At 62.5% G+C, this 13659-nt stretch carries 12 protein-coding genes; 10 read left to right on the top strand and 2 right to left on the bottom strand.

The features are described from left to right. On the top strand, positions 1-239 hold a 239-nt coding region (locus tag ABIE32_RS04215), incomplete at its 5' end, for a hypothetical protein (protein ID WP_429014234.1). 170 nt (positions 240-409) lie between these two features. Further along, a complete protein-coding gene (locus ABIE32_RS04210) occupies positions 410-2329 on the top strand; it encodes an ATP-binding cassette domain-containing protein (protein WP_429014231.1) in 1920 nt (639 codons plus the stop codon). A 108-nt stretch (positions 2330-2437) separates the two neighbouring features. Here the strand turns inward: ABIE32_RS04210 and ABIE32_RS04205 are convergent, their stop codons facing one another. Both ABIE32_RS04205 and ABIE32_RS04200 read right to left on the bottom strand, forming a co-directional pair. Beyond that, on the bottom strand, positions 2438-4030 hold the full coding sequence (locus ABIE32_RS04205; protein WP_429014228.1) for a hypothetical protein: 1593 nt from the start codon (positions 4028-4030) through the stop codon (positions 2438-2440). A gap of 248 nt (positions 4031-4278) precedes the next feature. Then, positions 4279-5751: a PLP-dependent aminotransferase family protein gene (locus ABIE32_RS04200; protein ID WP_429014225.1), complete on the bottom strand. Its 1473-nt coding sequence runs from the start codon at positions 5749-5751 to the stop codon at positions 4279-4281. 242 nt (positions 5752-5993) lie between these two features. On the opposite strand from ABIE32_RS04200, the gene ABIE32_RS04195 reads away from it, so the two are divergent. From ABIE32_RS04195 to ABIE32_RS04160, 8 genes are all read left to right on the top strand, one after another. Next, entirely contained in the window at positions 5994-6590 is a 597-nt protein-coding gene (locus tag ABIE32_RS04195) for a LysE family translocator (protein WP_429014222.1), read from the top strand. Positions 6591-6929: 339 nt separating this feature from the next. Further along, complete coding sequence (locus ABIE32_RS04190) at positions 6930-8117, top strand: PLP-dependent aminotransferase family protein (RefSeq protein WP_429014219.1); 1188 nt, start codon at positions 6930-6932, stop codon at positions 8115-8117. 100 nt (positions 8118-8217) lie between these two features. Next, positions 8218-8859 (top strand): glutathione S-transferase family protein, encoded by a 642-nt coding sequence (locus tag ABIE32_RS04185; RefSeq protein WP_429014217.1) that lies wholly within the window; start codon positions 8218-8220, stop codon positions 8857-8859. Between the two features lie 75 nt (positions 8860-8934). Beyond that, positions 8935-9840, top strand: coding sequence for a PhzF family phenazine biosynthesis protein (locus ABIE32_RS04180; RefSeq protein ID WP_429014214.1), 906 nt, complete (start codon positions 8935-8937; stop codon positions 9838-9840). Between the two features lie 22 nt (positions 9841-9862). After that, positions 9863-10819, top strand: a complete 957-nt coding sequence (locus tag ABIE32_RS04175) for a PhzF family phenazine biosynthesis protein (protein ID WP_429014212.1) — start codon at positions 9863-9865, stop codon at positions 10817-10819. Positions 10820-10833: 14 nt separating this feature from the next. After that, on the top strand, positions 10834-11472 hold the full coding sequence (locus tag ABIE32_RS04170; RefSeq protein ID WP_429014209.1) for a VOC family protein: 639 nt from the start codon (positions 10834-10836) through the stop codon (positions 11470-11472). 99 nt (positions 11473-11571) lie between these two features. Further along, complete coding sequence (locus ABIE32_RS04165) at positions 11572-12540, top strand: threonine dehydratase (protein ID WP_429014207.1); 969 nt, start codon at positions 11572-11574, stop codon at positions 12538-12540. Between the two features lie 117 nt (positions 12541-12657). Continuing rightward, positions 12658-13647 carry a glycosyltransferase family 2 protein gene (locus tag ABIE32_RS04160; RefSeq protein ID WP_429014205.1) on the top strand — a complete coding sequence of 330 codons (990 nt, stop codon included), beginning with the start codon at positions 12658-12660 and terminating at the stop codon, positions 13645-13647. The last annotated feature ends 12 nt before the right edge of the window (positions 13648-13659 follow it).

The following is a 13659-nucleotide window of genomic DNA, read 5'->3' as shown; positions in this document are numbered from 1 at the left end:
TGTTAATTTTTAAAGACCCATCCAACCCAGCCAGCGACCATCTCTCGATCTCACCAGCCCTCTTGGACCAACTCGCTGCAATCAGCGAAGCCTTGCATTGTAGCACAGGTTTTGACAACCAGAAGAAGTTGCGAAAGAAATCATCCGCCACCCAACTTGTCGCCACCACCAAAAAACAAACCTCGCGAACCGCGCTCTTTCGAGTCTGGCAGCTTCGCAAGGCGTTGTGCTGTCGATGAAGCGTATTGTATAGGGTTTCCACCATGCGTTGGTGAGGTTGGAGGAAATTTTTTATTGGATCCGTTGAACATGACGCGGTCATGACAGCATTGCCGCACGTGGCATGGCGGCGTCTCTCGATCTCCCTCATTCCAAGCCAGCGCCCCGCGCACCAGATAATAGAGTCAACATGGCATTGATTACCTTATTAGATGCGCAGCTGGCCTTTGGCCATGTTGCTTTGCTGGACCACGCAGATTTTTCGCTGGAATCGCAGGAACGCGTTGGATTGATTGGCCGCAATGGCGCGGGCAAGTCTTCATTGCTGAAGATTCTTGCCGGCATGGAGAAGGCCGATGATGGCACTCTGCAGGTGCAGAACGGCGTACGGGTCGCCTATGTGGCGCAGGAGCCCGATCTGAATCTCGCGCACACGATCTTCCAGGCCGCTTCCGACGGTCTGGCTGCGATCACAGCCATTCGCGATCGCTACTTCGCCGCCGCTGAAGGCGAAGACCTGGATGCGCTGCAGTCGCAAATTGAAGCGTATGACGCCTGGAACTGGGAGCAGCGGGTAGAGGAGACCCTGCAGCGCCTGCACCTGGATGGTCAAGCGGTCGTAGGCACGCTGTCTGGCGGGGTCAAGAAGCGTGTGGCCCTCGCCCAGGCTCTAGTGGCCCGGCCCGATGTGCTGTTTTTGGATGAACCCACCAACCACCTGGATCTGGATTCGATCGCCTGGCTGGAAGATCTGCTCAAGGAGTTCAAGGGCAGCGTTGTCACCATTACCCACGACCGCGCCTTTCTGGACGCAATCGCCACACGCATTGTGGAACTGGACCGCGGTGAGTTGCGCAGCTATCCAGGCAATTTTGCGCAGTACTTGCTTCAAAAAGAAGAGCAGTTGGCGCAGGAGGCCGTCATCAACGCCAAGGCCGACAAACTGCTGGCCCAGGAAGAGGTCTGGATCCGCAAAGGTGTGGAGGCTCGCCGCACACGCAGCCAGAGCCGTATCGAGCGCCTGAAGGCCCTGCGCGCCAACCGCGAATCGCGCAGGGAAGCCCTGGGCAGTGTGAAGATGGATATTGCTTCAGGGATGAGCAATGGCTACCAGGGCAAGATCGTTGCAGAGTTGACGAATGTGAGCAAAGCCTTTGGCGACAGGCAGATTGTGCGCAATTTCAGCACCACGGTGCTGCGCGGCGACAAGGTCGGCCTGATCGGCCCCAATGGCGCGGGCAAAACCACCTTGTTGAAGATGATTTTGGGCGAGCTGGCTCCCGATAGCGGCAGCATCCGCCAAGGCGCCAATCTGCAGGTGGCGTATTTTGACCAGATGCGCGATGCCATCAATCTGGATGCAACGCTGGAAGACTTCATCAGCCCCGGCAGCGAATGGATCGAGATCGGCAACCAGCGCAAGCATGTGAAGAGCTATCTGGGCGATTTTCTTTTCTCGCCAGCCAGAGCCAATTCGCCGGTGCGCTCACTCTCGGGCGGCGAGCGCAACCGCCTGCTGCTGGCCCGGCTGTTTGCACGCCCGGCCAATGTGCTGGTGCTGGACGAGCCAACCAACGACCTCGATATCGACACGCTTGATCTGCTGGAAGAGCTGCTGCAGCAGTATGACGGTACGGTGTTTCTCGTCAGCCACGATCGCACCTTTCTCGACAATGTGGTCACCAGCATCATCGCCGCAGAGGGTGACGGCCATTGGCGCGAATATGAAGGCTCGGTACAGGACTGGCTGATCCAGTCTCGCCGCTCACGCGAGATTGCAGAGCAGCAAGCCAATGCCCAGGCCAGCAAAGCCGCCAAAGAAGCAAAAGAGGCCAAGACCGCAGCACCTGCACCGACCACGACTTCCGCCGCCGCGCCAGTTGCCCAGCCCAAGCGCAAGCTCAGCTACAAGGACCAGCGCGAACTCGATCAGTTGCCTGCCCGCATCGCGGCACTGGAAACCGAGCAGAAAGCGATTCAGGCGGAGCTGGCCGACGGCTCACTCTACAACAGCGACTATGAGCGCGCCGTTAGCCTGCAGCAGCGCGATGCGGTGATTGAAGAGGAGTTGCTGGAAGCGCTGATGCGCTGGGAAGAGTTGGCAGGCTAAAACTCCACGGCCACAACAACAAAAGGCACACCAACGGAGCGCTGGTGTGCCTTTTGCTTTCTTTCTATAGTCACCGCAGGGGCGCCATGCGACTACCGGCGGCCAGCCTCACTCCCACGCGCCCAGCCCCGTCAGATTGCCGTGCTGATCCCGGATGCGCATGGCAGATGTGGTGCGGTTGTTGGGTTGCAGTACAAAATGTGCGCTACCCAATACGGCCCCCTTGCCTGCATCGGCATGCCAGTCACAAATGACTTCGGCAGAGGCCGCAATGTTTTGCACCGGTCGGCACTGCACAGCTCCGTCGGTGCTTGCCACCACATCGCCCTGGTCTTGATTAAAGGTGACCACCTGCGCCATTGGCATACCCGCTTGCCCGCCAGGTGGTTGAAAGTTCATCAGCCATTGGCCACTGAGCCTGAGTGCGAGCGTGGACTGGTCTTCCAGCACCACGCGAATGGTGCTTTTCTGATTTTCCTCCGGAAACCGAACCACGCCCTCTGTGCGCAGACCGCGTTTGGTGCGGTCGTCCAGACGGTAGAACCCCAGCGTCATATCACCCGGGCTGTTGGCCAGAACAGCGGACTGCATGACCCCACCAATGGCACGCCCACCTTCGTAACGCTGCAGGGCCAACCGGGTTTCCTGCTCCGAGTACGCACCGCTTCCCATATGGAAGGTTGCGCCACCATTGCCCAGATAATTGAACACCTGCGCAATCGCCAGTCCATTCTGAATATCGACGGCGATTCCTCGCCCGGGCTTTCCATTGATTTCATCCGTCACCATCCACGTGCCATTGGAAGGAATCTGAACGTCGCCTGAGTAGCACGATATATCTTGCATATAGGTGTAGGCGCCTTCCGAGCAATCGCCCCATGCACTGATCGTGCCACCCACCATCATCTCGCCTTGCACCCCAAAGCGCCCACCCACGGCGCCAGTTGCCTCCACCGCGCCCTGCACATCCGGCCCCGAGAAGCGCAAGGAAGCCTGGCTCACACGCGAGTCCGAAGAGCCCGCCGCAGCCGGCTCCTGCGCCTTGCAGTCATAGGCATCCATTCCCTCGCGCCGTGAGCAGGCCAGCTTCTGCTGAGGCGCATTGGCCCCGGCAGTCGTTTGCTTCAACAGCAGTTGGCGCTGAATCCCGGCGCCGCTGACGAGCTGCGCATCCCAGGCCATGGCTGGCTGTCCGTTGCCGTCCAACCCAACCATCCGAAAGCTGCGCGGCGAAATGGCTGCAGGCCTCACATACAGGGTCTCGAACTCCGTGCTCATCACGGCGAATCGCTGAATGGCCAGTTCTGGCTCGCCTGGAAACTGCACCACACCATGCAGCCCATCGGTGAAACGCAGCACCACATTCCCCAGTGATTCACGAAATTCCGCAGAACGAGGTTCACCACCAAATGAACGCCCTCCCACGTAGCGGATCAGCGGTGCCGTCACGGCACCTCCATCGAGGGTGCCCATCGCCGTGTAGAAGGTTGCCGCGCCCGAGGCATCGTATGCAAAAACCTGCATCAAAAATGCATTGCCCTGTACATCAATCGCGAGGCCGCGCCCCGGTTTGCCATTGAGCTCACTCGTCACCACCCAGGTACCCGGCTGCGGGGTAAAACTGCGAGCCGCCTGACTGGGCATGGCGCCCAGCACACTGGCTGCGATACATAGCGCTTGCAATGCGCGGCGTGCTTTCATGAGAATCCCCTTTTTTTGTTTATTCAATAAAAATCGATCATCCGCCCCCAATGGAGCGCGCCAGACCATCAAAAACCATAGCAGGCAGAACCCGCCTCACCTATCCATGGATAGCCTGCTCGATAGGTTTCTAATCATTTTTCTCTATCTTATCGGGAGAATATCGATAAATGGCCAATGTCTCTCCAGCAAACGCTGAAAGCGCTCCACAACTTCAATTTCGAGAGCAGTTGGTTTGCCCGGGATAGTCAGGCCATGGGTGCGCCATCTGCCTGCGGAAACTCCGCCCGCACCCTTTGGTAGATATTCCAGAATGCCGCATCCTGCGTACAGGCGTAGTTGATGCGCATGAGCGAGGAGGGCTGGCGACTCGCATAGAACAGGGTGCCGGGAGCGATGAGGTAGTTTTCGTCCAGCATGCGCTGGGCCAGCACTTCGGTGTCCATGCCGGTGTCGACCCAGCCGAACATACCGGCGGGTTCGGTCACAAACTGGCAGCCCGCCTGCTGTGCCAGTTGCACACTGTGCTTTCTGGCCTGTACGAGGCGGGTGCGCACACGCTCAATGTGGCGACGCAGTTGGCCGTTTTCGATGCACAGGGCCATGGCGCGCTCCATGATGGCTGGACTCGTGAGGGTAGACAGCAGTTTGGTGTCGAGCATCCGGTCCACCATATCGGGCGGTGCAGCCATATAGCCAACGCGCCAGTTGGGCGCAAGAATCTTGGCAAAGCCGCTGATATAGATGGTGCGCTGCAAGCCGTCGAGCACCGACAGGCGCGTGGCATGCTCGGGTGCGATATGGCTGTAGGTATCGTCCTCCACCACATAAAAGCCGAATTCCTTGGCCAGTTGCAACACATGGTGTGCCGCTGCCGGGTGCAGGCTGTAGCTGGTGGGGTTGTGCAATACGCTCACACTCACATAGAGTTTGGGCGCATGGGTTTCGCAGTAGCGGCGCATTGTGGCCAGATCGGGGCCATCCGCGCCACGCGGTACGGGCAGCACCTGCATGCCCAGTGCCGCCAGGCGGGCAAACTCTACAGACCAGCCCGGCTCCTCCACCATCACCGCATCGCCCGCTTTGAGCAGCGTGCGGCTGACAATGTCCAGCGCCTGCGTCGCGCCCACGGTGGTCATCACCTGGTCGGCACTGACCGGCAGGCCCAGGGTTTTGAGCCGGTCGGCCAGCAGGCCGCGCAGCATCTCATCGCCCATGGGCACACCATAGCCCCAGGACATGGTGCGCAACTCTTCCAGGCCCACCACTTTGCGCAGTGCCGATTGCAGAAACTGGTTCTGCAGCCAATCGGGGGGAAGCATGCCCGCCCCGGGCTGCGGGTGCGTGGCCTTGTGCATCATGCCGCGAATGAGCGAGGTGGCATTGATACGCGCCGATGCAGCAGGCAAGGAGAGCGAAACGGCATCTTTCAATGTTCTGCTTTTGATAGCGGCTTGCGCTTTCCCTGCATACGATTGCGTCGATTTTTCTACATAGTCGCGAACATAAAAACCGCGCTGACGACGCGATTCAATCAAACCCTGCGCCTGTAGCAGATCGTAGGCAGCCACTACCGTATGGGGGCTCACCCCCTGCTGGACGGCACAGGCGCGCACCGAGGGCAGGCGGGTGCCTGCGGGCAGCAGCCGCGAACGGATGCGCTCGGCAAAACGGGCCGCCAATTGTTCGGTCAGCGTATGGGTGGCATCGCGGGTCAGCATGGTGTATCAGCGTTGGCACCGATACAGTTTGCGCGCTTGGCAGTACATCTGTATTGGCACTGTATTGGTCTCACCTCTATAGTAATCGCAAGTACAGAGAGCGGCAATCGCCTTTCGCGGCCTCTCAGGCGTGGCGGGCGTGGCAGGCGTGCCGCCCTGTCACGGCAGCGATGCCGCGCTGGTGCGTCTCTTGCCAGAATGACGAATCCGCTCACCTGTACGACCACAAGATGACCACCACCATGACCATTGTCGATTTCACCGCCTTTCTCGTATTGGCTACGGCGATGAGCTTTACGCCCGGCCCCAATACCACCATGGCAGCCGCCATGGGCGCCAACTGGGGGCTCAGGCCCGCCATGCGCTTTGTGTGGGGCGTTCCGGTGGGCTGGTGCGCATTGCTGCTGTTGTGCGCCAGTGGCGTCGGTGCCCTGGTGATGGCGGCACCTGTGATGAAGACCGCCATCAAGGCCGTAGGCATTGCCTACCTGGTGTGGCTGGCCTACAAATTGAGCGGCAGCGGCAAGCTCGCCGAAGCCAAGGACGCCAGCCTGATCGGCTTCTGGCAGGGCGTGTGCCTGCAGTTCGTGAACGTCAAGGCCTGGCTGCTGGCCCTGGCCATTGTTGCGGGCTGGATTGTCGGTTTCGAAGACCAACTCATGCGCCTGGCCATCGTCGTGCCCATCATGCTGCTCTACGCATTTGCCAGCAATTTGCTGTATGCATCCGTCGGCGCCCTGCTGCGCACCTGGCTGGCCCAGGGCCAGCGCCTGCTGTGGTTCAACCGCGCCATGGCATTGGTGTTGGTGTTGACTGCAGTCTGGATGATCAAGGCCTGAGCCTGCCCATTCCAACCCCAACCGGCTTCACACCACCGTTCAGTCCCATGACGACAGCCCTCCACACCACAGCCCGCACCCTCCCATCGCTGCCCCTTGGCGGGGTGGAACTTCGCTTGGCTGTCCATGTGGCCTCCGCCATCGGACGGACAATGACGACGATCAACACGCCAGCCACAAGCTGGCAGGCGGCTGCCGCCCGCCGAGCGCACTCCCGGACGCCCGGCAACCGCCCTATTGCAACCTCAAAAGCCGCTGTTTCACAGCCCTGCATTTGAGTATTTGATTGGATGTATCTGGCGATGCGTTGTGCAGACGGCGCACCGTACGAGGAAAAAAATGAACAACTGGACCCTGGCAAAACGTGCCTCCACCATGAACCCTTCCGTGATCCGCGAGATCCTGAAGGTGACCGAAAAGCCCGGCATCATCAGCCTGGCGGGAGGCCTTCCCTCCCCCAAGACCTTTCCGATCGACGCTTTCAAGAACGCTGCGGACAAGGTGCTGCTGCAAGACGGCGCTTCTTCGCTGCAGTACGCAGCCAGCGAAGGTTACGCCCCGCTGCGCGAATTCATTGCCCAGCAACTGCCCTGGGACGTGAGCCCGGAACAGGTGCTGATCACCACCGGCTCCCAGCAAGGGCTGGATCTGGTCGGCAAGATCATGCTCGATGAAGGCAGCCGCATGCTCGTGGAAACACCCACCTATCTGGGCGCCCTGCAAGCTTTTTCTCCCCAGCAGCCGGAAGTGGTGGGCGTGGACAGCGACGAGCACGGCGTGATCCCCGCCGATCTGGAGCGCAAGGTGGGCACAGGCGCGCAAAAAGCCCGCCTGATCTACCTGCTGCCCAATTTCCAGAACCCCACGGGCCGCACGATGGACGATGCCCGCCGCCAGGCCGTGGTGGAGCGCCTTGCCGAACTGGGCGTACCGTTTCTGGAAGACAACCCCTATGGCGACCTGTGGTACGACGAGGAGCCCGCCGCGCCGCTGACCGCACGCAACCCGGACGGTGGCCTGTACCTGGGCTCGTTCTCCAAGGTGCTGGCTCCGGGCCTGCGCCTGGGCTACATCGTGGCGCCCAAGGCCATCTACCCCAAGCTGCTGCAGGCCAAGCAGGCCGCCGATCTGCACACCCCAAGCTTCAACCAGCGCATGGTGGCAGAGGTGATCAAGGACGGTTTCCTGGAGCGGCATGTGCCCACCATTCGCGCGCTGTACAAAAAGCAGCGCAATGCCATGCTGGCCGCACTGGAGGAGCATTTCGCGGGCATCGACGTGCAATGGACCCGGCCCGTCGGCGGCATGTTCCTGTGGCTGCGCATGCCCGAGGGCGTGGACACCGTGAAGATGCTGCCCGCAGCCGTGGAGCGCAACGTAGCCTATGTTCCCGGCTCCGCCTTCTATGCAGCCAACCCGGACCACCGCACCATGCGCCTGTCGTATGTGACGGCCTCTGAAGAGCAGATTCACATCGCCATCAAGGCCTTGGCCGACACCGTGCGCGCCACCCTGGCGCAGCAATAGGCCCTTGCACCGATCTGGCCAGGTTGCCCTGCAAAGGCCTGGCCACTGCTTTGCCCAGGGCCTGGGCAAAGCCTCTCTTATCACCATCCGAAAGCCACTCATGCTGAAAATCTGGGGCCGCATCTCCTCCATCAATGTGCGCAAAGTCGTCTGGGCTGTGCAGGAACTGGGCGTGCCGTTCGAGCGCATCGACACCGGCGGCAAATTTGGCGGAACGCATACGCCCGAGTTTCTGGCCCGCAACCCCAATGCCATGGTGCCAGCCATCGAAGACGGCGAAGGCGCCTTCCGGGTGAGCCTGTTCGAGTCGAACGTGATCGTGCGTTATCTGTGCGCGCGCTACTCTCCCGGCGTACTGTATCCGGCAGCCCTGGCCCAACGCTTTGATGCCGAGCGCTGGATGGACTGGCAGCAGACCACCTTGAACCCCGCCGGGCGCGATGCGTTCATCCAGCTCATCCGCATGTCCCCGGAGCAGCGCGATGCGCAGAAAATTGCTGCGTCCATTGCTGCGATGGAGCCATTGCTGCAACTGCTGGACCGGCATCTGGCCACCCACGCCTACCTGCAGGGCGACCATTTCGGCATGGCCGACATCCCCGCCGCCTGCGACGTGCACCGCTGGTGGAACCTGCCCGCCGCCGACTACCAGCGCCCCCACTACCCGCATGTGGAGCGCTGGTTTGCCGCACTGCTGACCCGGCCAGCCACACGGGGCGTGCTCGATATCACACTCGAATAAATTCAAGCAAAATTGGCCAGCAGCGCATGCCCAGTGCGCGCCATGCATTCAATCTTCATAGCAAAACAACTTCCCATGCACCCCCGCCGATTCACCCAGCTCGATGTATTTTCCGACCACCCCCTGCAAGGCAATGCCCTGGCCGTCGTTCTGGACGGCGAAGGCATCAGCGATGCCGCCATGCTGGATTTTGCTCGCTGGACCAACCTGTCGGAAACCACCTTCCTGCTGCCGCCCACGGCCGAGGGCGCAGCCGCCGGTGCCGACTACCGTGTACGCATCTTCACCCCGGCGGGCGAGCTGGCGTTTGCCGGCCATCCCACGCTGGGCAGTTGCCAGGCCTGGCTGAACGCGGGCGGCACGCCACGCCAAAGCCAGGTGGTGGTGCAGGAATGCGCCAAGGGCCTCGTCACCATTGCCCGCGTGGCTGCTGCGGGTAGCGCTGGCTCAGAAGGCCTGGCATTTGCCGCGCCGCCACTGCAGCGCAGCGATGTGCCCGCCAGCCTGCAGGCGCAGGTGCTCGCTGCCCTGCAACTGCAGGCCGATGACCTGATCGCCGCCCAGTGGCTGGACAACGGATCGCGCTGGATGGGCCTGCTGATGCGCCATATCGATAGCTTGCCACGCGCCCAGCCCAACGCGGCTGCGCTACGCGCGCTGGGCGTCAAAGCCGGGCTGTGCGCCATTCACCCCCCGGGCAGCAGCGCAGGCAGCGATGCCGAGCCCGTACTGGAAGTGCGCGGCATCACCCTGGCCGCCCACGGCATTGCCGAAGACCCCGCCACCGGCAGCCTGAACGCCAGCCTGGCCCAATGGCTCAGCGCTGCCGGGCACATTGCCTTGCCATACCGCGTGCAGCAAGGCGCAGCCATCGGCCGTGCAGGCCGCATGCGCCTTGTGGCCGATAGCGCCTATGCGGGCGGCCAGATCTGGGTGCAAGGCCAGGTGCACAGCGTTGTGACGGGCCAGGTCGTTTTCTGAATCTTCAAGAAAGGGATTTCCCATGCGTACACGCGCCTTCATGCAGGTCGATGTGTTCTCCGAGACCGCGTACCGCGGCAATCCGCTGGCCGTGGTGCTCGACAGCGAAGGCCTGAGTGACGAGGCCATGCAGGCCTTTGCTCGCTGGACCAACCTGTCCGAAACCACCTTTCTGCTGCCACCCACCCAGGCGGAAGCCGACTACCGCGTGCGCATCTTCACACCGGGTGGCGAGTTGCCTTTTGCAGGCCACCCCACGCTGGGCAGCTGCTACGCCTGGCTGGCTGCAGGCGGCAAGCCCCGCAAACCCGGCACCGTGGTGCAGGAATGCGCCAAGGGGCTGGTGCCGTTGCGGATGAATCCGCAAGCCAACGCGACAGGCTCAGGCCTGGGCACAGGCGGCCAGCTGGCCTTTGCAGCGCCTGCACTTGCGCGCAGCAGCATCAGCGATGCCGAACTCGCGCCCCTGTTGCAGGCTGCCGGCCTGCGTGCTGACCAGGTCATTGCCCGGCAAAAGCTGAACAACGGCCCGCTGTTCTGGGCCCTTCTGGTCGATGAACCCGATACCGTATTTGCGCTGCAGCCTGACGCAGCCGCCCTGCACGCACTGGGCACGGAACTGGCCGTGGCAGCGCGCTACCCCCAGGCTGGTCGGGCCCTGATTGGTCGCGCCAGCCGAGAAGCCCAGGCGTTTTCCAGCAGTGCACCTGCCAGCCCCGCTGCCGCCGACCCGGATCTGGAGGTACGCGTGTGGTTCAACACCGGCGCCACGATGAGCGAAGACCCCATCACCGGCAGCCTGAACGCGAGCCTCGCGCAATGGCTGCTGGCCGACGGCCACATCGAAGCGCCCTACACCGCCAGCCAGGGCATCAACCTGGACCGGTCAGGCCAGGTATTCATCACGCAGGACGGGGGCGGCCAGGCCTGGGTTGGCGGTCAGGTCACTGCCTGCATCAGCGGCACGGTGCAGCTATGAATTCATCCACCTCCATGTCGACAATCTCCCAGCTCGACCATCTGGTGGTGATGGCCGCCACGCTGGAAGAAGGCGTGCAATGGTGCGAAGACACGCTGGGCGTCACGCCCGCAGCGGGTGGGCGCCACGCCTTCATGGGCACGCACAACCGCCTGCTGCGCACCAGCAGCGATGCGTTTGCGGCCTCGTACCTCGAAATCATCGCGATTGATCCCGAAGGCGTTCCGCCAACCGCCCCGTTTGACAAACGCTGGTTCGACATGGATGCCGCCTGGCTGCGCGCGTCGGTCACGCAGCATGGACCGCAGTTGATCCACTGGGTGGCACGCGTACCCGATATCGCCGCCAGCACCGAGGCCTTGCGCGCATTGGATTTGCCTGCAGGCGCGCCGCAGGCCGCCAGCAGACAGACGCCGCGCGGCCTGCTGGAATGGCAGATCGGCTTGCGCAGCGACGGGCAGCGGTTGCTGGACGGCTGCCTGCCCACCCTGATCCGCTGGGGCGCCATCCACCCCGAAGCCAGCATGCAGGACCAGGGCGTGCAACTGCTGGGCCTGGAGCTGCAGCATCCGCAGGCAGGCACACTGCGCGCCGCACTGCTGGCGCTGAATCTGCCTGTGGACGCCCCGATACAGGTGCAAGGTGGTGCCTAGCCTGCTCTGGCCGCACACCTGCAGACCCCCAAGGGGCTGGTGACGCTGCGCAGCAACGCATCCACTCCGCCTTGATAGACAACGACCGCAGGAGCTCTCATGCCGCATTCCGCCTTGCCCAGCCTCGCCGATATCGAAGCCGCGTCCCGCGTGGTCTATGACCAGTTCCAGCCCACGCCGCAATACCACTGGCAGCTGCTCAGCGAAAAGCTCGGCGCCCATTGCTGGCTCAAGCACGAAAACCACACGCCGGTGGGCGCCTTCAAGATCCGTGGCGGCCTGACCTATTTTGCGCAGATGGCCGCTCGCAACACCTTGCCTGCCGAAGTCATCAGCGCCACCCGTGGCAACCACGGCCAGAGCATCGCCTGGGCTGCGCGCCGCCATGGCGTGCGCTGCACCATTGTGGTGCCGCACGGCAACTCCATCGAAAAGAACGCCGCCATGCGCGCGCTGGGCGCCACCCTCATCGAGCACGGCGATGATTTTCAGGCTGCACGCGAACATGCCATCGCGCTGGCGGAGCAACGTGGCGCCCACATGGTGCCCAGCTTCCATGCAGACCTGGTCAGCGGCGTCAGCACCTACTGGTGGGAGTTTCTGCGCGCCGTACCCGATATGCACACGGCCTACGTGCCCATTGGCCTGGGCTCGGGCGCCTGCGCGGCAGTGGCGGCCAAGCTGGCCCTGCAGCACCCGGTGCGCATTGTCGGCGTGGTCAGCACTGGTGCCACCACCTACCGCGATTCCATCGCCGCCGGCGAAGTGGTCGACGCTGCGGTCACCACACAGATTGCCGACGGCATGGCCGTGCGCCGCGCCGATCCGCAGGCGCTCGCCATCCTGCGCCAGCACCTCGATCGCGTGGTGGCGGTGAGCGATGACGAAATCGCCAATGCCATGCAACTGCTGTTCACCAGCACCCACAATGTGGCCGAAGGCGCAGGCGCTGCCGCACTTGCCGCCGCCCTGCAGGAGCAGGCCGCCATTGCAGGGCAGACGGTGGGCCTCGCCATGACGGGCGGCAACGTCGATGCGAAGGTGTTTGCGCAGGTGCTGGGCCTGTGACAACCGGCCGCCGCCGGTGGCGGCGCCCAGCTGTGCAACAATCGTGCGCTTGAGAGACGCGTAGTACGCCAGCAGCGAGGATCTGGCCCGCCACAGTGACAGACCTTGCGACCCACCATGAGCCTATCCACCACAACGCCCCCTCCCGCCTCCACCATCGCTGTCGTCATTCCCAGCTACAAGGTCACGCGGCATATTCTTGCGGTCATCCAGGCCATCGGCCCCGAGGTGGATCGCATCTATGTCGTCGACGATTGCTGCCCCGACGGCAGCGGCCGCTACGTGCAGGAGAACAACCGCGATCCCCGCGTGAGCGTGCTGTTCAACGAGGTGAACCTGGGCGTGGGCGGCGCGGTGATGGCCGGTTACCGCGCGGCGATCGACGATGGCTTTGACATCATCGTCAAGATCGACGGCGACGGACAGATGGACCCGAGCCTGCTGCCGCGCTTTGTGGCGCCCATTGTCAGCGGCCGGGCCGACTACACCAAGGGCAACCGCTTCTACAACCTGGAGAAGATATCGCGCATGCCCAAGATCCGCATCCTGGGCAATGCGGTGCTGTCCTTCATGGCCAAGTTCTCGTCGGGATACTGGAGCAGCTTTGACCCCACCAATGGCTACACCGCCATCGCGGCCAGCACGGCGGCCCAGTTGCCGCTGCACAAGATCAGCCGCAGCTACTTCTTTGAAACCGACATGCTGTTCCGGCTGAACACCGTGCGTGCCGTCGTTCTTGATGTGCCGATGGACGCCAAATACGAAACGGAATTCAGCAACCTCAAGATCACCCAGATCCTGGGCGAGTTCTTTGCGGGCCATATCCGCAACTTCTTCAAGCGCATTTTCTACAACTACTACCTGCGCGGCATGTCGGTCGCATCCCTGGAGCTGCCGTTGGGCCTGGGCCTGATCGCCTGGGGAATGGGGTTTGGCCTGTACCAGTGGGGCAAGTCTCTCGCGATGGGCATGGTCACGCCTGCGGGCACCGTCATGTTCAGCGCGCTGCCCCTCATTCTGGGCGTGCAGCTGTGCCTGTCATTCATCGCCTTTGATGTGGCGGCCGAACCCAGCAGTTCGCAACGCGGCACGGAAGCCATACATTGATTTGCCGATGAT

Source organism: Comamonas sp. 4034 (genome assembly GCF_050434545.1).
Classification (GTDB): domain Bacteria; phylum Pseudomonadota; class Gammaproteobacteria; order Burkholderiales; family Burkholderiaceae_C; genus Comamonas; species Comamonas odontotermitis.
The sequence above is the reverse complement of the archived record's forward strand: the minus strand, read 5'-3'. Positions and strand labels throughout refer to the sequence as shown.